This is a genomic window from Spectribacter acetivorans (assembly GCF_031846305.1).
Lineage (GTDB): Bacteria > Pseudomonadota > Gammaproteobacteria > Nevskiales > Salinisphaeraceae > Spectribacter > Spectribacter acetivorans.
The window spans coordinates 380,395-404,628 of the sequence record NZ_JAVRHY010000001.1; the positions used below are offsets into that span (position 1 = coordinate 380,395).

General features: G+C 67.2%; 22 protein-coding genes. 12 read left to right on the forward strand and 10 right to left on the reverse strand.

Annotation, left to right across the window (positions count from 1 at the left end; translation table 11 throughout):
- Nucleotides 1–1,392: a TolC family outer membrane protein gene (locus RM531_RS01715; protein WP_311656815.1), complete on the forward strand. Its 1,392-nt coding sequence runs from the start codon at nt 1–3 to the stop codon at nt 1,390–1,392.
- A 154-nt stretch (nt 1,393–1,546) separates the two neighbouring features.
- On the opposite strand, the gene RM531_RS01720 is transcribed toward RM531_RS01715, so the two are convergent.
- The 4 genes from RM531_RS01720 to RM531_RS01735 form a co-directional block, all read right to left on the reverse strand.
- Nucleotides 1,547–2,323: a hypothetical protein gene (locus RM531_RS01720; RefSeq protein WP_311656816.1), complete on the reverse strand. Its 777-nt coding sequence runs from the start codon at nt 2,321–2,323 to the stop codon at nt 1,547–1,549.
- The gene (locus RM531_RS01725; RefSeq protein ID WP_311656818.1) at nt 2,320–3,072 is read right to left on the reverse strand and encodes a hypothetical protein; all 753 of its coding nucleotides are present in this window, start codon (nt 3,070–3,072) and stop codon (nt 2,320–2,322) included. The genes RM531_RS01720 and RM531_RS01725 overlap by 4 nt, the downstream gene beginning before the upstream one ends.
- Nucleotides 3,073–3,086: 14 nt before the next feature.
- Nucleotides 3,087–5,372: a DUF1302 domain-containing protein gene (locus RM531_RS01730; RefSeq protein ID WP_311656820.1), complete on the reverse strand. Its 2,286-nt coding sequence runs from the start codon at nt 5,370–5,372 to the stop codon at nt 3,087–3,089.
- 69 nt (nt 5,373–5,441) lie between these two features.
- Entirely contained in the window at nt 5,442–5,891 is a 450-nt protein-coding gene (locus RM531_RS01735; protein ID WP_311656822.1) for a DUF4282 domain-containing protein, read from the reverse strand.
- 143 nt (nt 5,892–6,034) lie between these two features.
- On the opposite strand from RM531_RS01735, the gene RM531_RS01740 reads away from it, so the two are divergent.
- From RM531_RS01740 to RM531_RS01760, 5 genes are read left to right on the forward strand one after another with little or no spacing between them, the layout of a single operon-like run.
- Nucleotides 6,035–6,763: an Abi-alpha family protein gene (locus RM531_RS01740; RefSeq protein WP_311656824.1), complete on the forward strand. Its 729-nt coding sequence runs from the start codon at nt 6,035–6,037 to the stop codon at nt 6,761–6,763.
- 29 nt (nt 6,764–6,792) lie between these two features.
- On the forward strand, nt 6,793–8,046 hold the full coding sequence (locus RM531_RS01745; RefSeq protein WP_311656826.1) for a DUF445 family protein: 1,254 nt from the start codon (nt 6,793–6,795) through the stop codon (nt 8,044–8,046).
- A gap of 19 nt (nt 8,047–8,065) precedes the next feature.
- Nucleotides 8,066–8,767: an Abi-alpha family protein gene (locus tag RM531_RS01750; protein ID WP_311656828.1), complete on the forward strand. Its 702-nt coding sequence runs from the start codon at nt 8,066–8,068 to the stop codon at nt 8,765–8,767.
- Nucleotides 8,764–8,994, forward strand: a complete 231-nt coding sequence (locus RM531_RS01755; protein WP_311656830.1) for a hypothetical protein — start codon at nt 8,764–8,766, stop codon at nt 8,992–8,994. The genes RM531_RS01750 and RM531_RS01755 overlap by 4 nt, the downstream gene beginning before the upstream one ends.
- Nucleotides 8,975–10,792 (forward strand): long-chain-acyl-CoA synthetase, encoded by a 1,818-nt coding sequence (locus RM531_RS01760; RefSeq protein ID WP_311656832.1) that lies wholly within the window; start codon nt 8,975–8,977, stop codon nt 10,790–10,792. Before RM531_RS01755 ends, RM531_RS01760 begins: the two co-directional genes overlap by 20 nt.
- Here RM531_RS01760 and RM531_RS01765 read toward each other — a convergent pair.
- Together RM531_RS01765 and RM531_RS01770 are read right to left on the reverse strand one after the other, a co-directional pair.
- Nucleotides 10,789–11,499 (reverse strand): zinc-dependent peptidase, encoded by a 711-nt coding sequence (locus RM531_RS01765; protein ID WP_311656833.1) that lies wholly within the window; start codon nt 11,497–11,499, stop codon nt 10,789–10,791. The genes RM531_RS01760 and RM531_RS01765 overlap by 4 nt on opposite strands.
- A 10-nt stretch (nt 11,500–11,509) precedes the next feature.
- A complete protein-coding gene (locus RM531_RS01770; RefSeq protein WP_311656834.1) occupies nt 11,510–12,802 on the reverse strand; it encodes a DUF445 family protein in 1,293 nt (430 codons plus the stop codon).
- A gap of 234 nt (nt 12,803–13,036) precedes the next feature.
- On the opposite strand from RM531_RS01770, the gene RM531_RS01775 reads away from it, so the two are divergent.
- A complete protein-coding gene (locus RM531_RS01775; protein ID WP_311656835.1) occupies nt 13,037–13,258 on the forward strand; it encodes a hypothetical protein in 222 nt (73 codons plus the stop codon).
- 10 nt (nt 13,259–13,268) lie between these two features.
- Nucleotides 13,269–14,723, forward strand: coding sequence for a hypothetical protein (locus RM531_RS01780; RefSeq protein WP_311656836.1), 1,455 nt, complete (start codon nt 13,269–13,271; stop codon nt 14,721–14,723).
- A gap of 84 nt (nt 14,724–14,807) precedes the next feature.
- Here the strand turns inward: RM531_RS01780 and RM531_RS01785 are convergent, their stop codons facing one another.
- From RM531_RS01785 to RM531_RS01800, 4 genes are all read right to left on the reverse strand, one after another.
- Entirely contained in the window at nt 14,808–15,440 is a 633-nt protein-coding gene (locus RM531_RS01785) for a hypothetical protein (RefSeq protein ID WP_311656838.1), read from the reverse strand.
- Between the two features lie 94 nt (nt 15,441–15,534).
- Nucleotides 15,535–16,731: an NAD-dependent epimerase/dehydratase family protein gene (locus tag RM531_RS01790; protein WP_311656839.1), complete on the reverse strand. Its 1,197-nt coding sequence runs from the start codon at nt 16,729–16,731 to the stop codon at nt 15,535–15,537.
- Nucleotides 16,728–17,780, reverse strand: a complete 1,053-nt coding sequence (locus tag RM531_RS01795) for a glycosyltransferase family 4 protein (RefSeq protein WP_311656840.1) — start codon at nt 17,778–17,780, stop codon at nt 16,728–16,730. The genes RM531_RS01790 and RM531_RS01795 overlap by 4 nt, the downstream gene beginning before the upstream one ends.
- Before the next feature lie 107 nt (nt 17,781–17,887).
- The gene (locus tag RM531_RS01800) at nt 17,888–18,556 is read right to left on the reverse strand and encodes a TetR/AcrR family transcriptional regulator (RefSeq protein WP_311656841.1); all 669 of its coding nucleotides are present in this window, start codon (nt 18,554–18,556) and stop codon (nt 17,888–17,890) included.
- 183 nt (nt 18,557–18,739) lie between these two features.
- Between RM531_RS01800 and RM531_RS01805 the strand changes: the two genes are divergently transcribed.
- The 4 genes from RM531_RS01805 to RM531_RS01820 all read left to right on the forward strand — a co-directional run bounded on the left by RM531_RS01805 (nt 18,740) and on the right by RM531_RS01820 (nt 24,207).
- Nucleotides 18,740–21,238, forward strand: a complete 2,499-nt coding sequence (locus RM531_RS01805) for an acyl-CoA dehydrogenase (RefSeq protein WP_311656843.1) — start codon at nt 18,740–18,742, stop codon at nt 21,236–21,238.
- Between the two features lie 8 nt (nt 21,239–21,246).
- Entirely contained in the window at nt 21,247–22,509 is a 1,263-nt protein-coding gene (locus tag RM531_RS01810) for a serine hydrolase domain-containing protein (RefSeq protein ID WP_311656845.1), read from the forward strand.
- Nucleotides 22,506–23,801 carry an esterase/lipase family protein gene (locus RM531_RS01815; RefSeq protein WP_311656846.1) on the forward strand — a complete coding sequence of 432 codons (1,296 nt, stop codon included), beginning with the start codon at nt 22,506–22,508 and terminating at the stop codon, nt 23,799–23,801. The genes RM531_RS01810 and RM531_RS01815 overlap by 4 nt, the downstream gene beginning before the upstream one ends.
- 127 nt (nt 23,802–23,928) lie before the next feature.
- On the forward strand, nt 23,929–24,207 hold the full coding sequence (locus tag RM531_RS01820) for an acyl-CoA-binding protein (RefSeq protein WP_311656847.1): 279 nt from the start codon (nt 23,929–23,931) through the stop codon (nt 24,205–24,207).
- Nucleotides 24,208–24,234 lie beyond the last annotated feature (27 nt).

Here is a 24,234-nt window from a genome sequence, read left to right on the forward strand (position 1 = left end):
ATGCGCGCAACCGCCGTTATCACTGCCGCCGTGCTGCTGCCGTTGGCCGGCACCGCCGTGGCCGCCGACGACCTGCTGCAGGTCTACGACCGGGCCCGGTCGGCCGACACCGAATTGCAGTCCGCCCGCGCCGAAGCCGGTGCCGCCGATGCCCGCTACCGCCAGGCGCGCGGACAGCTGCTGCCGAACATTTCCGGCAGCGCCAGCTATTCGCAGGTCAGCCAGGAGCAGCGCTTCGAGGGCACCGATGGTGCCGACGCCGGGTTCGGCGGCGGGGGTGGCAACGACGATTTCCAGGAACAGCAGTCGTTGGCGCTGTCGCTGAACCAGCCGCTGTTCGATTGGGCGGCCTGGCAGTCCAAGGATGCCGCGGCGGCGCGCGGCGACGCCGCCGAGCGCGATCTCGCCGCGGCCGAGCAGTCCCTGATGGTGCGTACCGCCCAAGCCTACTTCGACGTGCTGGCCGCGCGCGACGACCTGGAGGCCGCGCAGCGCCAGCAGGAAGTCATCGCGCGCCAGCTCGACCGTGCCGATGCCGCGTTCGAGTCAGGCCTGTCGCCGGTGACCGAGCGTCAGGAGGCGCAGTCGGAGCTGGACGGCGCCCGGGTCGATGCCATCACTGCCCGCAACGGCCTGAACCGGGCGCGCGACGCCCTGCGCCAGCTTACCGGACAGGCACCGGCGGGTCTGGCGCCGCTGGCGGATACCGGACCGGCATCCGCGCCGGAGGCCGACGTCGAGACCTGGCTGGCGCGGGCGCAGTCCCGGAGTCCGGCCGTGGCGGCCGCACGGCGCGCCTACGCGGCGGCCCGTGAGGACGTGGACAGCCAGCAGGGTGGGCACCTGCCCACGGTGTCGCTGGTGGGGCGGATCGGTGAGAGCGAGCAGGTGGTCAACTTCCCGGTCGGCGGCACCAGCGGCGAGTTCGACTCGATCACCGAAACCCGCTCGGTCGGCATCGAACTGAGCCTGCCGATCTTTTCCGGGGGCGCGACCAGCGCGGCGGTGGACGAGGCCCGCTATCAACTGGAACAGGCCCGCCAGGACCTGATCGCCGCCCGCCGTCAGGTGACCGTGGACGTACGCACTGCCTACGACGACGTAACCGCCGCCGCGGCCCGCATCGAGGCCCTGGATGCCGCCATCGCCTCCGGCGAGACCGCGGTGGAGGCGGCGCGCGCCGGCCGGCAGACCGGTACCCGCAATATCCTCGATGTGCTCGAGGCCGAGATCGAACTGGTGCGTCGGCGTGCCGACCGCCAGCAAGCCTGGTACGACTTTTTCGGGGCCAAACTGCGGCTGCGTCAGGCGGCCGGCATTCTGGGCAGGGACGACCTCGAACGCGTCAACGCGCGTCTGGCGAAGGCGGACACGGCAACCGGGCAGGAGTGAGCATGCCGCGTTCGATGCGGGTTCCCGGGGCCGGGTTGGCGTGGCCACTCCTCATTTCCACCGCTGCCCGGAAGCGGGATTAGCCCGCCATAAGCTTCAAGCCCAGCGGCCCGGATGATCGACATGCGGGAAAGTCACAACGGGCCGATCGCGTTCAATCCGCCGCCGGCCCGAACGGCGAGGCCATGCGCTCGGGCCCGTCGTTGTCGTCGGCGATTTCCAGCCGCAGGGTACTGGGGTCCAGTTTCAGGTCCGAGTGATTGATGATCGCCTTGACCCGATCATCGGGCAGTTGCAACTTCAGCCCGAAGCTGCGCGTGACCGGCGTGGACACCACCTGGTCGACCGCCAGGGTGGTGGATAGCACCGTCTCGAGCCGGGTGTTGAGGTTCTGGTTGGCTACCACGGTGAGCGGGCCGTCGTACTTGAAGCGGATGGTCTCGCGCACCGGCACCTTGAGGTTGACCGGAATCTTGAGCTTGAGCGGCAGGCGGGCCTTGATCTCGATATTGCGGTACTGCTTGATGGTGCGGAAATCCAGGTCGGTGCGGGCGGTGATGTCGGCGTAGGTGTCCACCGGCAGCAGCCCGTTGTAGGTGATGTCGAAGTCCAGCGGGACCTGGGCGTCGAGCGACACGTCCAGCTCATACTCGCCGCGCATGGGCACGACCACCTCGCGGTCGAACGGCACCTGGGCGTTGATCAACCCCTTCATGCCGATGTCCAGCACGTTGGTCACCTCGGTCTCCACTTCCAGTTCGTCCGGCAGACCCAGGGCCAGCGGCTGTTCCGAAATGGTCAGCCCCAGCCGCAGGTTGAGCAGCAGCCAGAAGCCCGCAGCACCGCCGATCACCACCGCACCCACCACCAGGCCGCCGCCCAGCAGCCAGGGCAGGATGCCGCCGCGTTGCTGCAGCGGCAGCGGTATCACGGAGATTCCTCCGCGCCGGCTTCATCTTTCAGGCCGACGTCGAGCGTGCGCAGCGGCAGCTTCAGGTCGGCGTAGTCGATGATCACTTCGGTGGGGTCCTCGGGCATGAACACCCGGGCCTTGAGCTGGGATTTCACCGGCACGCTGAGATCGGCCTGGATGGGGATGTCGGCGTCGATGGTCGTTTTCAGCGGGACTTCCAGATTCTGCTTGAGCTTGGCGGCCACCGGCGCGGTGAATTTGAGCTGGACGTTCTTGTCCACCGGGATGTTCAGATTGATGGGCACGTCGGCCTTGATCGGGATGTCGCCGCGGATGGGCAGCTCCAGCGTGTCGCCCAGGACCTCGGCCGTGATCACCGCATCCACGCTCAGGGTCTGATCGATGGTGATGGTCTCGTTGACCGGCACGTTCATCCGGATCGGGACCTCGGCATCGAACTTGGCCAGCAGGTTGAGGGTTTCGTCCACCGGGATGGAGACGGTCTGGTCGATGGGCACGCTGGTGGAGATGACGTCGTCCAGCGTGATGTCGAGGTTGTTGAGCACGTCCGCGGTGGCGTTGAGCGGTTCCGGAATGGTCACCATCGCCGGCTGATTGGTCAGCAGCAGCCGGGCATCCACGTTCTTGAATACCCAGTAGCCGATCAGGGCGCCGCCGGCGGCGGCCCCGGCCAGCACCACCAGCAGGAACAGCCAGAAACCGATCGCGCCCCGCTGGTGGCGGGGTGACGAAGCATCAGCGCGCATGTGGCTTGCCCTCTTCAGAATTCATAACCAACGGACAGCGTGAGATTGTCGCGGTCGGTCAGGATGTTGTTGTTACCGCCGCCCGCGAAGATGGTCTGGGTGATGTTGGCGGACCAGCGGCCGGCGTTGAGTTCCAGGTCCAGGAACAGGATCTTGCGGCCCTCGATGAAGTTGGCCGCCAGGCCGGGCGATACCCCGTCCACATCGTGGAACAGGGCAATGGTGGGTACCAGCGAGGCGCCCGACCAGGGCACGTTCTGGTAGCTGAGCAGCGACGCCACCCGATAACCCCAGGCGAACTCGGTGACGAACCCGTCGGTGGTCTGGGCCGGGTTGATCTTGAGCGCGTCACCGGTTTCGGCAATGCCGGGCGAGGCGTGGGTGAGCGTGCCCTGGGCCTCGAACTGCAGGTCGCGCTTGTCCGGTAGATCCGGCAGCCAGGAGGTCGCCACGTCGAACAGCAGAATGAACTGGTCCGCCCCGAATGGCGCGCTGGCGCCCCCGCGCAGCCGGGTGAAGTTGAAGCTGGTGGTCAGGTTCTTGAGCCGTTCGTAGCCGTGGATGGACTGACCCGGGCGGATCTCGCCGGGGGTGCCGCCCCGGTAGGCGGTGACGAAATCCGGCAGGGCCCGCTGCGAGCCCGCCAGCGTCGCCCCGCCCAGACCTTCCAGGGTGGGAAATCCGAGGGCCTCGGTCAGGCTTTCCTGGGTGCCGGCGATGGTGTCGCAGACCGGCCCGAGAATGCCCAGGGCATCCAGGCTGTTGCAGGCGTTGCCCGGGTCCAGTGAGTCCACTGCGTTGGGGATCAGCGGCACGTCGTTGCGCGGGAAGGCCGGCTGGAAGGCGGCGAACAGCACGTCCTCGATATCCACCTGTACCGGCAGGTTGGGGCGGAAGGCGAACTCCCCCTGCATCGCCCAGCCGCCGATCAGGGTGTTGTAGGTCAGCCCGAAGATGTGGATGTCCTCCGGATATTCCAGAAAGTAGGTGGCGGTATCCAGCGGCAGGGCGTTGCGCTCGGTGAGCAGGCCGCCGGTGCTGGGCCCAGTGGGATTCAGCCCGCAAGCGGCGAAGAAGTCGGCGACATTGGTGGCGTCCAGCCCCAGCGGATTGCCCTCGCGCCGGGCGCAGGTGGCATCGGTCGCGGTGGCCCCCACCAGTGGAATGCGGCTGTGGTAGTTGGCGGCATAGAAGCCGATGTCCAGGCCGCTGTCGCCGATGGCGTCGGTAAACCAGTTGACGCGGATGCCGTACTGGCCGCCATCCTCGGGTTCCCGGTTGGCCGAGCGGGCGCCGGCAAAGCTGGTATCGGTGACCAGTGCCGCGGTGTCGTTGGCCGGGGTGCCGAGCTGGTTCGGGTCATCCGGCGTCTTGCCGAAAGGCAGCGGAATGGCATCGTCGGAGGACACCTCGTTGTTGGCGTCGAAGAATGACACCAGCCCGCCCTTGGGCGGCAGCAGGTACGGCCGCCATTCGAACTGATAGAACGCCTCGGCGGACAGGGTCGGTGTGAGCTGGGTGCCGAACGAGGCCAGCCCCACCGGCCGGTAGAGTTCGGTCAGCTCGAACCCCGGGCGCAGCAGATTGGTGTAGGCCGGTGGATTGATGAAATTGAGTGAGCCGCGCAGGGCGATGGTGCCCTCGCCCCAGGGCAGCAGCTGGCGCCCGATCTTGACGTCCAGTTCGCGCTCGCCGATGAACGGCACCCGGAAGAACACGTTGAGCTCGCGCAGATCGAACAGCCGGCCGAGCTGGCGCTCGGTTTCCTCGTTGCGCTCCTCGGTGACCTGAACGCCGGGCTGGGGACCGGGTTCCACGATCTGGTTGGGCCGGGTTTCCTGATAGTTGATGTTGATGGGGTCGACCAGCGCCAGCCAGCCGATCTCCATCCCCACGTTATCGAACCAGCCGCGGTCGCCGAATCGCAGCGTGGCCATGGACAGCCACTTGGTGGTGGTGGCGGTGACGTCGTACTTGTCGTAGTTGAGGTTGCCGTCGTCGGTGAACATCGCGGTGGCCCCGGGCGCGGCCAGGAAGCGCTCGTTGGGTTCGGTGTCGTCCGGGTCCACGCTGATGCAGTCGTCGGCGGCACACAGATCGCGGTTCTCCGGCAGCGAGGCCTTGCCGATCAGGTCCCGGTCGGGGCTCTGGGTGCGCAGCTGAATACCGGTGGAAAGCTTGTTCTGCCAGTCGATGTCGATACCGCCCAGGGCGTCGACATCCCAGCGCAGCGCCTGCGCCGGCAGGGCCGTGGCCAGTGCCGCCAGTGCAATCAGCAATCCCCCCTGCCGCATAGGCATGCGGTGTCTCCTCTCGCGTCTCTCGCGTCTCTCGCGTCGCCCCGGCTCGACGGCCGGTGGCCTGTTGCTTTAATCGCGCTTGCGGCTGCGCCAGAACTGGATGCGTGGCAGGTCCTCCGCAATCTCCTCGGTCTGCCCGGCGATGCTTTCGATCTGCCCGCCCAGGGACTCCAGGAACAGGGCGATGCGGAACACCGTCATCACGAACTCCAGGAACACCCGGATGGCGGTGACCACGGCCACGAACAGCGCCGGGCCGATCACCAGCAGCCAGGCCACGCCCATGGTCCAGGACTGCCCGAAGCCCCAGGCAATCCAATACACTGTCAGCAGGGCGGCGAAGCCGATCGCCAGCCCGTAGATGATGGGCAGCATCCGGGTCGTTAGCAGTTCGCGCATCTGCAGGTCGAAAAGCTGGCGCGCGAACAGCCGGCCGAGTTCCGCCACCGACCGCCGCAGGGAGGTCGGCCGGGTATCGCCAGCCGGGTCGGGCTGCGATGGTGGTACTTGATCACCCATGACGCCCCCGCGAGAAAGAGGAAAGCCGCTTTACTCGTTTACAGTAACGAATGTAACTTAAGTGTGACGGCCTGCCAACCAAGCTGCAGCATGGGGCGAGACGGGCCGCGACAACCGCCAATGCCGTGCGACAGGAGTCCCCGATGAGCGATCGCCGTTTGCCCCTGCGACGGGCCCCGTTGCCGTTTCGCCTGCTGGGCAGTGCGGTTCGGGCCGCCGGCAGCCTGCCGGGCGGTGATCTGGCCGCCCGCGGGGCCCGTGAAACCGAATCCTGGCTGCTGGGCGAACTGGCCCAGCGCCTGGATGGCTTGCGGCACGAGCCGGGGGCAGACGGTGACGCCGGCGACGTGACGGACCTGCCGCCCCAGGCCGATGCCATCGCCCGTTTCCAGGGCCTGCTGGCAGTCTCGCTGAACCAGCGCCCGGAAGATGCCCGCCGGTATCTGTTCGACCGGATCGTGGCGCAACTGGTGCCGGACGAGGCCCGCATCATCGCGGCGCTGTCGGATGGCGAGCCGGTGGCCGTGTGCCACGTCGGCGCCGGTATGCGGGTGGGGCCGGTGTCGCGCTGGGTGCTGGAAAACGCCTCCACCGTGGGCAAGGATGCCGGGGTCATGCTGCTCGATCAGGTGCCCAACTACATCGCCCATCTGCGCCTGCTCGGTCTGGTGCAGTTGGGCGGGCCCAGCGACGCCCTGCACACCCGGTACGAAATCCTGGAAACCGACGCCCGCGTGCGCGGTGCCGTGGCAATGGTGGACAATGAATTGAAAATGCGGCCGCGCCTGCAGCGCGGCACGCTGGTGTTGTCGGAACTGGGGCAGGCGCTGTGGCGGGCCTGCGAGGCGTCGGCAATCGAACACGACGGCTAGCTGGACTCAGCGGATTCGGGGGAGGGCAGATGGAGGAAGCCGGGTTTCTCGGCCTGGGGCTGGAAACATGGAAGTACATCTCCATGCCCGTGATCAGCGCGGTGGTGGGCTATGTTACCAACGTGATCGCCATCCGCATGATGTTCCACCCCCTGGAGTTCATCGGCATCAAGGAGCCGATCCTTGGCTGGCAGGGCATCGTGCCGCGCAAGTGCGCGAAGATGGCCGGCATCGCGGTAGATACCATCACGTCCAAGCTGCTCGACGAGGAGGAAATATTCTCGCGGCTGGACCCCCAGCGCATCGCCGACGAGCTGGAGCAGCCCACGCTGGCCATGGTCGACGAAATCACCGAGGCGGTGATGCGCCGGCATCAGCCGCTGTTGTGGGAGTCGCTGCCCGGCGCGATCAAGCGCCAGATCATTCGCCGTGTCCAGGGCGAGGCCCCGGAGGTGATCGCCGAGGTGATGGGCGAGGTGCGCACCAACATCCGCCAGATGTTCGATCTCAAGGATATGGTGGTATCGAGCCTGGTGCGCGACAAGCCGCTGCTCAATCGCATCTTCAAGGAAACCGGGCGGGCCGAGTTCAAGTTCATCGGTCGCTCCGGGCTCTATTTCGGCTTCCTGTTCGGCTGCCTGCAGATGGGCGTCTGGGTGTTCTACCAGACCTGGTGGCTACTGCCGGCGTTCGGGCTGATGGTGGGTTACGCCACCAACTGGGTGGCACTGAAGATGATCTTCAATCCCAAGGAGTTGTGGCGGATCGGCCCGTTTTCCGTCCAGGGGCTGTTCCACAAGCGGCAGATGGAAGTGGCGCGGGATTACGGCGAGCTGGTGTCGCAGGAAATCCTCACACCCGGCAACATTCTCGAGGCCATTCTCAAGGGTCCCTACGCGGACAAGCTGTTCGCGTTGGTGGGCCGGCACGTGCAGGAGGCGATCGACGATTCCGCCAGCGTGGCCCGGCCGTTTGTCGCCTGGACCGTGGGCACGCGAAACTATCGGCTGATGAAGGAATCCGCCATCAGCGAGGTGCTGGCCCGCATGCCGGTGGCCCTGCAGCACGTCACCGACTATGCCGAGGACGCGATGCAGATTCGCGAGACCCTGGTCACCCGGCTGCAGGCACTGAATTCCACCGACTTCGAAGGCATGCTGCGGCCCGCCTTCGAGGAGGATGAATGGATTCTGATCGCGGTGGGCGCGGCGCTGGGCTTCGCGGTGGGCTGGTTCCAGTTGATCGTGTTGTTCGGTAGCGAGTTCGCGGCCGCATTCGGCTGATCGTCAGGAGAACGAAGTCATGGCAGACAAACCCGGCAAGAGCCTGCGCCTGCCCACGCCGATGCCGGTGCGTCTGCTGCGCCGGGCCGCCGAGCGGGCCCAGGAATGGCCGATGGCCGGCACCGCGGTGAAACGACTGCAGGCGGCCGAGGAATGGGCCGTCAATGAACTCAAGCACCGGCTGGACGAGCTGTCCGACAGCGAGCCGCGCCGGCCCCGGCACAGCCAGGCGGGCGATGCCCGGGCGATGCTGGCCGGACTGCTCACCGATGCCGATCGGCTGACCCTGGACGAGGCCCGGGAGCGTGAGTTCATCGGGGTGCTGGGTCAGCTGTGCCCCGGTCAGGCCAAGATGCTGGCGGTGCTCGGCGACGGCCGGCAGTTGCCGCTGGTGCATGTGGGCGCCGGCTTGCCCGCCGGCGCCATTCGTGAGTGGGTGCTGGAGAACGCCACCAGCCTGGGGCGCGAGGCGGGCGTCACGCTGCGTGACGACGTGCCCCGTCTGGTCGGTCACATGCGTTCGCTGGGCCTGCTGCACGTGGGGCCGGAGGATGCCGGCCTCAAGACCGCCTACGAAATGCTGGCTGCCGACACCGGCGTGCGTGACGCCAGCGTCTACATCAAGACCACTCTGCGCCTGTGGCCGCGGCTACAACGGCATACCGTGTCGCTGTCGGGTTTCGGGCAGGCGCTGTGGGCGTTTGCCGGGCCGGGATCGTGACCGACGGCCCCTGGCTCTGGGTGGCGCTGGGCGTGCTGACCTTCGTGTTCGGCTTCATGCTGTCCTGGTGGCAGATGCGCCGGCGGCTGCAGGCCCGGGTGAACGAGGTGGTGGCCGAGGAGGTAGCCAGACGCATCCAGCAACGGGTGCTCGACGAGCTTGGCGGTCGCCGGCCAACCGAAACGCAGCAACGACATGAATCAGACCATGACGCAGAAAAACGCTGATCGCATCACCTTTGGGGATCTGGCCCGCGCCGGTCTCCGGGATATCGTACGTACGCCCAGTCTGGCCCGCGGCGTGGGGCTGATCGGCGCCTCGCGGGTACTCAAGCACCTGTCAATCGGCCGCCTGGTGGAACACCACGCCCGGCGCCACCCGCACCGCACCGCCCTGCGTTTCGAGGACGAGGAATACAACTACGCGGAGTTCAATGCCGCGGCCAATCGCTACGCCCACGTGCTCAAGAAATCCGGCATCCGGTCAGGCGATCGGGTCGCGGTGCTGGTGGGCAATCGTTCGCACACGCTCATGGCGATAACCGCCATCGTCAAGCTGGGCGCGGCAGCGGCCATGTGCAATACCAAGCAGCGGGGCGAGGTGCTGGCTCACAGTCTGGGTCTGGTCGAGCCCGCGGCCGTGCTGGTTGGTGACGATCTGCACGAGGCCTTCGACGAGGTGCGTGGCGGGCTCGGGTTCGACCAGGGCGATCGCGTCTGGCATCTGGGCGAGGACAGTCGCCCCCCGGATTCCGCCGCCTACCGGGATCTGAACGCGGAGGCGCGCTCGCAGTCCGCCGCCAATCCCCCCGATACCCGCCGGGTGGAAAAGTCCCAGCCAGCCTTCTTCATCTTCACCTCCGGCACCACCGGGATGCCCAAGGCCTCGGTGATGAGTCACACCCGCTGGCTGCGCGGCGGGGCCGGGCTGGGCCTGGCCGGCATGGGGTTGTGCGCGGACGATGCGCTCTACTGCTGCCTGCCGCTCTACCACAACAACGCGCTGACCGTGTCCTGGGGCGCGGTGCTCTGCGCCGGGGCCACCATGGCGCTGGGCCGCAAGTTCAGCGTCTCGGCCTTCTGGGACGAGGCCCGCCGCTACGAGGCCACCGCCTTCTGCTACATCGGCGAGCTGTGCCGCTATCTGCTGCGGGCCCCGGCCGGGCCCGGCGACCGCGATCACCTGGTGCGGGTGATCATCGGTAATGGTCTGCGCCCCGACATCTGGGACGAGTTCAAGAGCCGCTTCGGCATCGAGCGTGTCTGCGAGTTCTACGGCGCCAGCGAAGGCAACCTAGTGTTCGTCAACGGCTTCAACATGGATCGCACCGCCGGGTTCTGCCCGTTGTCATTCGCGGTGGTGGCGTTCGATCCGGTCACCGAGGCACCCACCAAGGACGACCACGGCCGCCTGCAGGAAGTGGCCACTGGCGAAGTGGGCCTGCTGGTGACCAAGATCACCAACATGGCCCCGTTCGAGGGATACACCGACGTCGAAGCCAGCGAGAAGAAACTGTTCCGCGATGCGTTCAAGAAGGGCGACTGCTGGTTCAATACCGGCGATCTCGTGCGCGATCAGGGCATGCGCCACATCGCCTTCGTCGACCGCCTCGGCGATACCTTCCGCTGGAAGGGCGAGAACGTGGCCACGACGGAAGTGGAAAAGGCCCTCAACAGCCACCCCCAGGTTGCCGAAAGCGTGGTCTACGGGGTCGAGGTGCCGCACACGGACGGTCGCGCCGGCATGGCCGCGATCACACCCGAGGGCGACGACCTCGATTGGGCCGGTCTGGCCGTGCATCTGAAAGCGGAACTGCCGGCCTATGCGGTGCCGGTGTTTCTCCGCCTGAAGGGCGAACAGGAAGTCACCGGCACCTTCAAGCACCGCAAGGTGGAGCTCAAGAAGGAAGGCTTCGCGCCGCCGGATGACGAGGCGGTCTACTGGCTGCCGCCGGGCGGTGACGCCTACGAGCTCATGACCGCCGACGCCCGCCGGGCAATCGAGCAGGGCGAGATATCGCTCTAGCCAGGCCGGCTCAGGGTGACGCCGTAGAACTCGGTCATCAGCCGGTACAGGGGATCGTGAGCGTTCGCCAGTACGTCCGGGGACTGGAAGAACATTTCCGACGCGCCCAGGAACAGCGCATCCGGTATATCCGTGTCGGCCAGCGTCGGCAGGGCCTCGCGCGTGGTGCGGTCGGTGGCCACTGCCGTGAACTGGCGCCACCATTTTTCCGGATACTCGGCCGCACAACGGTTGCGGGGATGGGCCGTGCGCTGATCCGCCAGCCGCGCGGCGAAGGCCCGGATCACCGGGTTGCGCGGGCTGCCGCTCATCGCGTCTTCCACGTCAATCCAGGCCAGGCCGATGCGGGCAGGGGGATCGTCCGCGTCGTCAAGCGCGACCTCGCGGACGTCCGGAAAACAGTCCGCATCCCGGCCCAGCCGCAGCAGGCAGGCGTTGCCGGCCACCGCCAGGCGGATGATGTCGGGTACGGTCTGGCCGCTGGCGGTGAACCTCTTGCGCTTGAGGAAAAGGCGGACCCGGGTGGCCAGGCGTTTCCGTTCGGCCGGGGTCAGCCGCGAAAAGGCGTGGACCGTGGCCGCGAGCCGTTCGTTATCGACCCCCGGCGCGCGCCGCCGGCGGGCGATCACGACCGGGACGAAGAACAACACCACCCCCAGGGCGGCAATGCCGGCCCCGGCGGCGATGAATACCAGTGCCCCGTTCACGCGTCCGGCGTCAGACCAGCCCGGTGCTCTGCAGCAGCATCACTGCGGCCTGGCCGCCGCCCCCGGTAATACCCATCTCGTCGCCGAACAGCACCACCAGCTGGAATACGCCGACCATGAAGCCGAGTGCGGCACCCACCGCGATCAGGATCCACTCGTCCTGTTCGAATGCGGGGCGCAGCATGCCCTCGAACTCCTCCGGGGACAGGGCCTGCAGGCGTGTCATCAGCGTGTTCTGCAGATCGAGCGCGTCGTCGGCATAGGCCTCCACATGCTTGAGCGCGTCCGGCATGTTGTCGATGATCCTGGCCACCGCGCTGTTCTTCATCCGGATGTAATTCTGGGTGCCCACGGTGAAGGTGACGAACGGTTTGGCGATGCTGGTCTGGTCGTCGATCGCCTTCTGCACGTGTCGGCCGATCATTGCGAATACCTTGTCCGAGTACGGCCCCTTGAGCACGGCCTCGATGATGTTGGCCGGGGTGATGATCTCCTGCGACACCAGCCGGCCGTAGTCGGCGGCGACCTCCTCCTGGCGTTTCATGAACAGGCCCTGGATGTTGAACGGGCCGATGCGGAAGACCTCCTTCGGATTGAAGATCATCTGCAGGGCCAGCCAGTTGGTGGCGTAGCCCACCGCCAGGCCGAAGGCGGGCAGCAGCCACCATTCCTGGAAGAACAGCCAGACGATCATCTGCACCACGCCGAACAGGCCGCCGAAGTAGATGCCGGACCGGGCGATGAACTTGAACTCCGCGTAGCCCACTTCCTGAAAGATAGTGTTGAGCAGGGCCTTGTCGCGGGTCAGGTTGGTGATGACCATGTCCTTGAGGTCATACATCTGCTCGATGTTGGTCTTCAGCTCGGCCATGATCTCGGCCACGATCTCCGGCATCTCGCGGTTGATGCGCTTGTAGATCTGGTTCTTGACCACGTTCGGCAGGGATTCCCACAGGGTGGGCTGGTGTTCCCGCATCACCTGGTTGGTGATGTCCTCCACCATGTTGTTGAGCGGTCCCTCGAGCTCCTCGGCGATGCGCTCGGGATCCAGCCGCTCGAAGATTTCCTTCTGGTCGATCAGCTTCTCGGTGATGGTGTCCACCGAAATGCCCGCCATCTTGGCGGCCCGCCGCGGGATGATGCCCTGCCAGCCCAGGATCGGCTTGTACACGCCGACGAATTCCAGCGGATGAAACATCATGTAGATGGCGACCACGTTGGTGCCATAACCCACGATCGCGCTGATCACCGGCATCGACAGATAGACCAGGGGATTGGCCAGGAAATCGGCAAAGCCTTCCATGATGAGTCTCGCTCCCGTCGTCGAGCGGGCCGGGGGCCGCTCCTCCCTGCACCTGGTCACGATGTCGCGATCGTGCCGGTTTAGTGTTGTAAAAGTCAGTAATGACTGTAACAGTATGTCAGAGAATTCTGTAAGCCAAATCACGGCGGCTGCAGCCTGGCGGGGCCGGCGATAACGAACTTGCCCGACCCCGACTCGACGTGGCGCCAGGCAAGATTGCGGGAGGGGAAAAGCATGAGTCAGAACCCGATGCAGGCGCTGCAACAGCGGCTGGGGGCCAATGCCGACGAACTGGCGTTTCTGGAATTCGTGGACGACGACACGCTGACGGCAATCAGCGAGGCCGCCGGCCGCGAACTGGATGCCCGTCACGATGCACTGACCGCCGCGATCACCAACGGCGTTGCGGCACTGCCGGGCATGCTCGGCGGCCTCGCCCGCCGCGTGCTCACCTGAGGGGCTGGCGATGACCGAGCAAGCCCTGCCCGATCTGGAAACCCGCGCCGAGCTGGCCAAGCTGTCCGCTTTGCTGGATCTGTCGGAAGATCAGCTGACCGGGTTGCGCGGCAGTGGGGCGGCGAATATCCGTCGCCTGCGCCGGCGCATCCTGCAGTCCGCCTTCGAGGACCGCCGCGACCGCTTCGCCCGGCTTGAACGGCTTACCCGGCTGCTGCCCAAGGCCATGCTGGCGCGCCTGGCCGAATCCGCCTTCGGGCCGTTGCTGTCCGGGCGTCTGGTCGGCGAAATGAACGCCATCCGCGCGTTCAAGATCGCCAAGCGGCTACCGCCGGGCTTTCTTGCCGATACCGCCATGCACGTGGATCCGGACAAGGTGCGGCCCATCATCCGGCGCCTGCCGGCCGAACTGATCCGCGACGCCGCCCTGATCCTGGTCGAGCGCAAGGACTACATTACCCTCGGCCGCTTCGCCGATGCCCTGTCCGCCCCGGCCATCCGCGCGGTGGTGGCGGCGGTGGATGACGACGCCGTGCTGCTGCACATCGCCTTCTACATGGAGGAGAAGGCGCAGTTGTCGCGCATCCTGCGGATGATCGACAACGACCGCGTGGCCCGCATCATGCGCGCCGGGACGGAACAGAACCTCTGGCCCGAGGCGCTATCGGTGATCGACAACGTCGACGACGACCTGCGTGGCCGGCTGGCCAACATCATGGCCGAGCAGGACGAGGCCACCCTCAACGGGCTGGTAGGAGTGGCCCACGCGCAGAATCTGTGGGGGCCGGTGCTTCGCGGCATGGCCCGCATGAACCCCAAATACCACCGCAAGATCGTCAACCTGCCCGCCGTACGCGACGAAACCGTGCTGGGCGATCTGGTCAATACCGCCTACCGCGAGGGCCTGCTGGAAGCCGCCCTGCCGCTGGCCCGGCCGATGCGGCGGGAGTGGCAGCGGGTGGTCGCCCATGCAGCACTTGCCCAGGGCCCGGAAGTGGCCGAAGCCGCGATGTGGGCCGCCCACAATGCCGATCAGTGGGACGTGGCCATCGACCTGTTCGAATACACCGACGATGCCGAGCGCGACATGATTGCCCGGCTGCCCATTGCCGCCAACAAGCACGTGCTGGAAAGCCTGATCGCCACCGCCGCGCGCACCGGCCGGCTGGGACTGCTACTGGATTTCGTTGAGCGTATGGAAACCGCCGGCCAGCGCTCGGCGGCGCAGATCAGCCTCGCCAACGACGGCGACCTGCTGGAATCGATCCTGGATGCCGCCCGTGATACCGGTGGCTGGGCGGCGGTGGCGGTGGCCCTGTCGTCAGTGGAAGCCGATGATCTCGGCCAGGCGGGCGAAGTCTATCGCCGCCAGAGCGCCGACGATCAAGCCGCATTCCAGGCCGCCGCCCGCGACCGCGGCGTGTGGGATCAGCTTGCCCCGGCGCTGGAGGGCACCGCGGCCTGAGCACCAGCTGGTTAGGGGAGCCATCCCCTCTCCCCGTGGGAGAGGGCCAGGGAGAGGGGCTCAGCTGTGCCGCCCGACCTCTGCTCAGGCCTTCCCGCCCAGCGCCCCTTCCGCCAGCGCCAGCACGTCAACCGTCGCCGCCTCGGCCAGGTCCGGCCGGGATAGCCGGTGATTGGCCTGGCGCACGATGTTCTCCTGCACCGCGATGGCCAGCGGGTTGATGCGATCGAGCAGCCGGGTGGGAAGCGCCCGCAGTTCGCGCGGCATGCGGGTAGTCACCTTGACGTTCCGATGCGTGAGCGGCCGGGGCACCAGCTTGATGGTCAGCGGGGCGAAGGTGTGCACGTCGATGGCCACGCGGATGCTCACGTCCATGGGCAGGCCGACGGTCATGCCCATCACCTTGATCTTGAGCGTGAGCACGCCGCCCAGCACCAGCGAGAAGGCCACTTCCGCGTCGTCGCTGACCCGCCGTTCGATCTCGATGTCGTGGGGCGCGAACCGGTAGGAGGCCACCAGCAGTTCGTTGGGCAGGGCCTCGGCCGAGCCCTCCATGGTGGCCTGGAGAATCTGTTCCACTTCCGCGCGCAGGCGCGGCACGGTCACCAGATGGCGGATGAACTGCTCGCCGAAGGTCTGGTAGGAAATCGGCTCGCCGTCGGCGGGTTCGTCGCCGTCGGCGAGGTCGAGATGGTCGGTATCGTCCTCGCTGGCCATGCCGGGTCTGCGTCCTGTCGGTCGGGCCGATCAGCGCGCGGGCGCCGGTCGGCAAAACGCAGACATTACGTCAATTGGCCGCCCCGAGTCAGGCTCAGCCGGCGCGGCGATCCACCCGGGCCGCTGCCGGCACCCGCGTCCACTGCGAGGTGCAGGGAATGCGGTCCCGGTCGCAGCGTTCGCGATAGCGCTGGCCGATTTCCACGATCTCTTCCAGCAACCCGGTGCGCAGGGTGGTGGGCTGCAGGCCCAGGTCGATCAGACAGCGGGCGTCGGCGGCCAGGTCGTTGGCGTCGGCTTCCTTGCGCGGGTTGTCGAGATAGGCGATCTCGGCCCCGGTGAGTTCCGCTACGATCCGCGCCAGATCGGCCACCCGGTGGGTCTCGGTCATCTGGTTGAAGATGCGTACCCGTTCACTGGTTGCCGGGGGATGCGTCAGCGCCATCTCGATGCAGCGCACGCTGTCCTGGATGTGGATGAAGGCCCGGGTCTGGCCGCCGCTGCCGTGCACGGTCAGCGGGTAGCCCACCGCGGCCTGCATCAGGAATCGGTTGAGCACGGTGCCGTAGTCGCCGTCGTAGTCGAAGCGGTTGATCAGGCGCTCGTCCAGCCGGGTCTCGCGGGTCTGGGTGCCCCACACCACGCCCTGGTGCAGGTCGGTGATGCGGATGCCGTCATTCTTGTTGTAGAAGTAGAACAGCAGCTGATCCTGGGTTTTGGTCATGTGGTAAATGCTGCCCGGGTCCGGCGGGAACAGGATTTCCCGCTCCAGTCGGCCGCCGTCCGAGGCCTCGGCCTGGATGGTCAGATACCCCTCGGGAATGCGCATGCCGCCGCCGTAGCCGTAGACGCCCATGGTGCCCAGGTGCACCAGATGGGCGTCGATGCCGGTTTCCACCAGCGCGCACAGCAGGTTCTGGGTGGCGGAGAGATTGTTCTCCAGCGTGTAGCGCTTGGTGGCCGCCGACTTCATGGAATAGGGGGCCGAGCGCTGTTCGGCGAAGTGCACCACCGCATCCGGCCGCCAGTCGCGGATCAGGCGTTCCAGGGCGTCGTAGTCGCGGGCGGCGTCGAGATCGGTCCACTCGATCTGCCGGCCGGTCAGCTCGCGCCAGGCCGCCAGCCGGTTGCGCAGCGGCGCGATCGGGGTGAGCGAATCCACCCCCAGTTCGATGTCGATCTTGCGCCGCGAGAGGTTGTCCACCAGATGCACCGCGTGCCCGCGGGCGGACAGATGCAGGGCCGTGGCCCAGCCGCAGAAGCCGTCGCCACCGGGAATCAGGATCTTCATCCGGGTCTCCTTTGGGGTCGCAGAATCGCCGCACGCCCGGACTGGCGCGCCGGTACCAGGTTGTGCCGGAATTCGCGGGCCGAGGCCGCCCAGCTCCAGCGCTCGGCCTGGCGGCGGCAGGTGTCGCCGTCCAGTGCCAGCGCGGCCAGCGCCGCGGCGCGCAGGTCCCCGTCAAGCACGCCCGTTTCGCCCGAGTCCACTACCTGGGACGGCCCGGTGACCGGATAGGCCGCCACCGGCACGCCGCAGGCCATCGCCTCGAGCAGCACCAGGCCGAGGGTATCGGTGCGGCTGGGAAAGACCAGGCAGTCGGCGGCGGACAGATGCCGTACGAGATCGTCGCCCAGCTTCAGGCCCAGCCAGTGCACCTCGGGATAGCGCCGCGACAGCGACGGGAAGGCCGGGCCGTCGCCCACCACCACCTTGCTGCCGGGCAGGTCGAGATCGAGAAAGGCCTGGATATTCTTCTCCACCGCCACCCGGCCCATCGACATGAATATCGGGCGGGGCAGGTCGGCCAGCACGTCGCTGGCCAGCGGCCGGAAGCGTTCGGTGTCGACCCCGCGCGCCCATTGCCTGAGGTTGGAGAAGCCGCGCTCGCGCAGGAAGTCGGCCAGCGGCGGCGTGCTCACCATGGTGGCGTCGGCCGCGCCGTGGAAGCGCGCCAGCACCCGGTAGCCCAGCGATACCGGCAGGAACGGCAGCCGGGCGTGCAGGTACTCGGGAAACCGCGTGTGGAACGAGGTGGTGAAATGTAGCCCGTGGCGCTGGCAGTAAAGCCAGGCGGCCATGCCGCAGGGACCTTCGGTGGCAATGTGGATGGCATCCGGCTGCCAGCGCTTGAGCCGGCGCGCGACTCCCGGGTAGGGCACTGCCGCCAGCCGGATTTCCCGATAGGTGGGCAGGGGCACGGTGACGAAACGCCCCGGATGAATCACCCGCACCTCGTCGCCGGCGCGGTGCAGTTCGGACACCAGCGCGGACAGGGCCGTGACCACCCCGTTGACCTGCGGGTGCCAGGCGTCGGTAATCAGTGCAATGCGGCTCAAATCGACGGTCCGTGATCAGGCACCGCGTCAATTTGCGTCAGTCAGATGACCGTTTGATAAAGCCCGGGCGACGTTTTCGTGACAGCGGCTGGGGCCGCAGGCGCGGGTTAGCCGACTGGCGGCCAGTCCGTGCTGTAGCGCTTGGTGCCGATGATCACCGCGCGGAAGATCAGCACCGCCTCGCGCGCCAGTCCGCCGGCATCCAGCCCGGTGTCCTCGACCAGCCATTCGGTGATCAGTTCGTTGACCACGCCCACCAGGGCCACCGCGGGGAAGTGGTAGTCACGCTGGGGCAGTTCGCCGGCCTCGGCCAGATGCTGGGAGTAGTCACGGATGATCGAGGCCAGGTTGTGAATCGCCTCGCGGCGGTGGCTTTCCATCTCGCGGCTGACGCCGACCGATTCCATGCACATCACCCGTGCCCGGCGCGGATCGTTGAGCAGGTAGAGCACCGCCTGGCCGATAGCGTCCGACACCCGTTCGTGCAGATCCCGGTCGGGGTTTTTCAGTGCCGTGGCCAGGACCGTGCCGGTGGCCGCCACCAGTTCGTCGAACACCGCCCGCAACAGGGCTTCGCGGCCGTCGAACTGTTCGTAGAAGTGGCGGGTGGCCACGCTACCGGTGGAACAGATCAGCTCGATCGGCGCGTTGGCGTAACCGCGCTCACCGAACAGCGCGAGGCCGGCGTCGAGCAGGCGCTGGCGGCGCTCGCCGCGCAGCTGTTCCGGGGTGCGGCCGCGGTAACGGCGGCCGGCGGGCTTGGTGGTCGTGGCCAAGGGTCGAACCTCATTCCGGGCACGTTTGAGGGTCATGTTAGCGCAAACCGCAGCATAGGAAACCTACCTTTCCGGAAACTTGACATACCCGTCACGCTGGCGTAGGTTCTGAAAAGATTTCTTTCCTATGTTGCATCGCGGCACCCGGCTGGCCCGGCGTTGCCCGCGACAGGAGTCGACAACATGATTGCTCTGGCCATTGCGCTCGCGATTCTCGCCCTCTACGGCACGCTGCTTTATCGCGGCGTCTCGCTGGCCGTGTTCACGGCCGTGACCGGCGGATTGCTGGTCGCCGGCTACGCAACCGGCATCTACGGCACGCTCGGCGCCGGCATTGCCGCCGCGCTGTTCCTGCCGCCGGCGGTGCTGTTCAACCTGGTGCCGCTGCGCCGCGCGGTGGTCTCGCGGCCGCTCTACAAGGTCTTCCGCAGCGTGCTGCCGGAAATGAACCGCACCGAGCGCGAGGCCCTGGAAGCCGGTGACGTGTGGTGGGAAGGCGAATGTTTTCGTGGCCGGCCGGACTGGTCGAAGCTGCTGGAATTCCCGTACACGACGCTCACCGATGAAGAACAGGCCTTCCTGGACGGCCCGACGCACGAACTGTGCGCGATGATCGACGACTGGGAAGTCCACTTCGAACGCAAGGACCTGCCGCCGGAGGTCTGGCAGTTCATCCGCGACAACGGCTTCTTCGCGATGCTGATTCCGAAGTCGCATGGCGGCCTGGGCTTCTCCGCCTACGGCCAGTCCTGCGTGGTGGCCAAGATCGCCACCCGCAGCCTGACCGCGGCCGTCACCGTGATGGTGCCGAACTCGCTCGGGCCGGGCGAGCTGCTGGTGCATTACGGCACCAAGGCGCAGCAGCAGAAGTGGCTGCCCGGCCTGGCCGCCGGCCGCGAGATTCCCTGTTTCGCGTTGACCGGGCCGGAAGCCGGGTCGGACGCCACCGCCATGCCGGACACCGGCGTGGTGGAAAAGCGAGTGGTCGACGGCGAAGAAGTGGTGGGCATCCGCCTGAACTTCTCCAAGCGCTACATCACCCTGGCCCCGGTGGCCACGCTGATGGGCCTGGCCTTCAAGCTGCAGGATCCGGACGGCCTGCTGGGTAATCCGGACAAGACCGACTACGGCATTAGCTGTGCGCTGATCCCCACCGATACCGACGGCATCGAGATCGGCCGCCGCCACTATCCAGGCGCGGCCTTCATGAATGGCCCGATCAAGGGCACCGACGTTTTCGTGCCGGTGGACGCCATCATCGGCGGGCCGGAACAGGCCGGCAACGGCTGGCGGATGCTGGTGGAATGCCTGTCCGCCGGGCGCGGTATCTCCCTGCCGGCGCTGTCGACCGCTACCGGCAAGGGCATGTACGGCATCACCTCCGCGTATTCGAAGATCCGCCGCCAGTTCGGCGTGGCCATCGGCAAGTTCGAGGGTATCCAGGAACCGCTGGGCCGCATCGGCGGCTACGCCTATTCGATGGAGGCCTGCCGCAATCTCACCGCCAGCGCGGTGGATCACTGCGCCCCGTCCATCGTCACCGCGATGATGAAGTATCACATGACGGAGATGATGCGCACCGTCATCACCGACGCCATGGACATCCACAGCGGCAAGACCATCATCATGGGGCCGCGCAACTACCTGGCCGCGGCCTACCAGGCCCTGCCGGTGGCGATCACCGTGGAAGGCGCCAACATCATGACGCGCAACCTCATGGTGTTCGGCCAGGGCGCGATCCGCTGCCATCCGTACGTGTTCGCGGAAATGGAAGCCGCCCGCCATGCCGACCCGAAGGCCGGCCTGCGCGATTTCGACAGGCTGCTGTTCGGTCATATCGGCTATTCCGTGAACCGCGGCGTGCGGGCGTTGGTGCTGGGCCTGACCAATGGCCGGCTGGCCAAGGCGCCGGTGGACGGCGAGACTGCCGGCTACTACCGCCAGCTGGAGCGCTACTCCGCGTCGCTGGCGTTCGCCTCCGACGTGGCCATGGGCGTGCTCGGCGGTTCGCTCAAGCTGCGCGAACGCACCTCGGCGCGTCTGGGCGACATGCTCAGTAATCTGTACATGGCCTCGGCCACGCTGCGCTACGTGCACGAGCACGGGGAAAGCGAGGCCGACATGGCCCATGTGCGCTGGGTAATGGCCCATCATCTGGCCGAGCTGGACAAGGCTCTGTACGAGGTCATTCGCAACTTCCCGGTCAAGGCGGTGCGGCCGATCCTCAAGCTGGCCACCATGCCGCGCGGCCGACAGTTCGACGGACCGTCGGATGCCGACAACGCCGCCGTATGCGACGTGATGCTGGACAGCGCCACCGACAGCGAACTCAACCAGCGCCTCCAGTACGACCTATACATCGGCGGTGCCGACAACGGCCCCACCGGCCACTTGCTGCGCACGGTGGAGAAGCTGCAGGAGATCGAGGCCGACTACGAGCCGTTCCTCAAGGCGGTCAAGACCGGTCGGGTGCGTGGCGAAGACGTGTCCGCCCAGCTCACCGATGCGGTCAATCAGGGGCTGATCAGCCAGGCGGCCGCCGACGGCATCCGCGAGTACGACGCCCTGCGTTACGAAGCCATCCTTACCGATGACTTCAGCCAGGATTACGTGCGCGAGCCGCTGGCCCATCCCCGCGACGAGCCCGGCCCGGGCGAGGCCCGCATCCGGGCGGTGTCCTGAGGCGCGCGATGACCCGCAGCCTGCTGGGAGCCGCGCTGGTCGACGTCCCCGAGGATCTGGCGGACGTCACCGGCATTGACGACCGCCTGGAACGCCCGCCCGGCGCGGGCGGGCTGTCCGCGCGGGCGGTGGATGCGATCTGGGGCGCCACCGAAGAGCTCTACCGCAGCGGCGCCTACCCGGCCATCACACTGTGCCTGCGCCGCCAGGGCCAGATCGTGCTCAACCGGTCGCTGGGCCATGTCCGCGGCAACGGGCCGGTCGACAACGAGCGCGAGCCGCGCCTGCTGGCGCGGCCGGATACCCCGGTCTGCCTGTTCTCGGCCTCCAAGGCGGTGACCGCCATTCTGGTTCACAAGCTGGCCGAGGAGGGCGGCATCCACCTCGATGAGCGGGTGTCGCACTACCTCCCGGAATTCGCCGCCGCCGGCAAGGGCGAGACCACGATCGCCGAGGTGCTGGCGCACCGCGGCGGCTTCCCGATGTTCGATGTGGCCGGCGAGGCCGCGCAGGTGGAAACCCTGCTCGACTGGGACCGCTGCATCGAGATGATCTGCGCGGCCAGCCCCACCTGGCGCGACGGCCCCCGCATGGCCTACCACGCCATCACCGGCGGCTTCATCCTGGGCGAAGTCATCCGGCGGGTGACCGGGGCGCCGATCAGCGAGTATCTCGACACCCGCCTGCGCGCCCCGCTGGGGATGAAGACCTTCACCTATGGCCTGGAACCGGCGCTGCGCCCGAACGGCGCGCTCAACTACGCCGCCGGCCAGCCGGTTCGTTTCCCGCTGTCCGCGGTGGTGGCCCGTGCGCTGACCGTGCCCTTCGAGAAGGTGATCGAGGCGTCCAACACCGATGTCTTCATGGACGCGGTGGTGCCCGCCGGCAATCTCTACGCCAGCGCCGAGGAACTGTCGCGCTTCTACCAGATGTTGCTCAACGGCGGCAGCTGGCAGGGCGAACAGGTGTTGCAGGAAGCCACCGTGGCGCGCGCGGTGCGGCCGGCCAACCGGCTGCAGTTCGACCACACGCTCAAGATTCCGATGCGCTACTCGGAAGGCCTGATGCTCGGCGCCAACCCGTTCGGGCTTTACGGGCCGATGACCGGGGCCGCCTATGGCCATCTCGGATTCATGAACATCCTCGGCTGGGCCGATCCCTCCCGCGACATCGCCGCGTCCCTGCTGGTTACCGGCAAGGCGGTGCTGGGCGGGCACCTGATCGCGCTCGGCGAACTCCTGACCACCATTGCATGGCAGTGCCGGAAATGAGTGATCGCTATACGCAGCATGTGAAGCCTCGCCGCCTGTCCGCCCAGGACTGGGCCCAGGGCGCCGTCCAGCTGTGGCGTGGGCTGTTCTTCGGCGTCACCGATATCGTCGAGGAGGTGCACAGCTCGGTGCTGCGCACCATCGGTCGGGTCAACCCGATCGACCGGCAGCTGGTCGATCGCACCCAGCGGGTCTACCGCGGCGTGCGCGAAATCGGCGATGCCTCCTTCATCGTGGCCGACCAGGCCGTGGGTCTGGCCGGGGCGCTGGTGCCGGTGCGCCGCGGACTGGATCTGGGCCGCAGCCGGCTGGCGGTGATCTCGGCGCTCAATGGCGTGCTGGGTGACCGCATGGCGGCCGAGGGCAATCCGCTGGCCATCCGCATGGGGCTGCATCAAGCGGATGGCACCGAGGTGGAGATCGACCGCGAGGGTCTGCGCCGGGCCCTGGGCAAGCCGCGCAAGCGGCTGGTGATCCTGGTCCACGGCCTGGGCATGAACGATCAGCAGTGGCAGCGCCCCGGCGGCCCCGATCTGGGTGCCCGGCTGGTCGAGGAACACGGCTACAGCGCCCTCTACGTGCGCTACAACAGCGGCTGCCACATCTCGGAAAACGGCCGCGAGCTTGCGGCCCTGCTCGAGCGGTTGGTGGAACGCTATCCCGCGAAACTCCAGCGGCTGGTGATCATCGGGCACAGCATGGGCGGGCTGGTGGCCCGCAGCGCTACCCATTACGGCCGCGAGGCCGGCTGTCGCTGGCCGACCGAACTCACCGAACTGGTGTGCCTGGGCTCGCCGCATCTCGGCGCCCCGCTGGAACGGCTGGGCAGCGCGTTCACCCATGCCCTGACCTGGACCCGCTTCACCGCCCCGTTCGCGCGCATCGGCAACGTCCGCAGCGCGGGGGTGAAGGACCTGCGCTACGGCTTCCTGGTGGACGAGGACTGGCGCGGCCGCGATCCCGACCACCCGGAAAAGGTCACCCCGCGCAAACTGCGGCCGCTGGAAGGCACCCGCAACTACCTGGTGGCCGCCAGCCTGGGCCGCCGCCACGGCGACTTCGCCGACCGCTGGCTGGGTGACCTGCTGGTGCCCATCCGCAGCGCCACCGGGGCGTCGCGCAAGCCCAGCCGCCGGCTGCATTTCAACGATGCCGACGGTCGCATTTTCTTCGGCATGAACCACTTCGAGATCATGAATCACCCGCAGGTCTATACCGCGCTGTCCGAGTGGCTGCACGGCAAATCGCGCGGCCGTCTGCGGCAGCGCGTGAAGCAGGCCATCGGATCGTGATGCGTAACGCCGAGCCCGCCACGGGGTAGGGCGGACTTCAGTCCGCCGCTCCGGGGCAGAACCGAACCGCCGACAGGCATCCGGCCCGTGCGACTTCAAGCGCGTCAGCCACAGGAGACACAAACCCATGTCCGATCTGCAACAACAGTTCAACGCCGCCGTCGACAAGGTGCGCAACGCCCCGACCGACGGCGACTTCAAGCCCAGCAATGACTACAAGCTGACGATGTACGCGCTTTACCGGCAGGCCACCGACGGCGACGTGTCCGGCAAGCGGCCGGGTATGCTCAACGTGATCGAACGGGCCAAGTACGACGCCTGGGCCAAGCGCAAGGGGATGACTCGCGACCAGGCCATGCAGGCCTATGTGGACGAAGTGGACAAGGTCGAAGCACAGTACGGCTAGGGGCTGCGCCGGGGCACTACCGGTTTC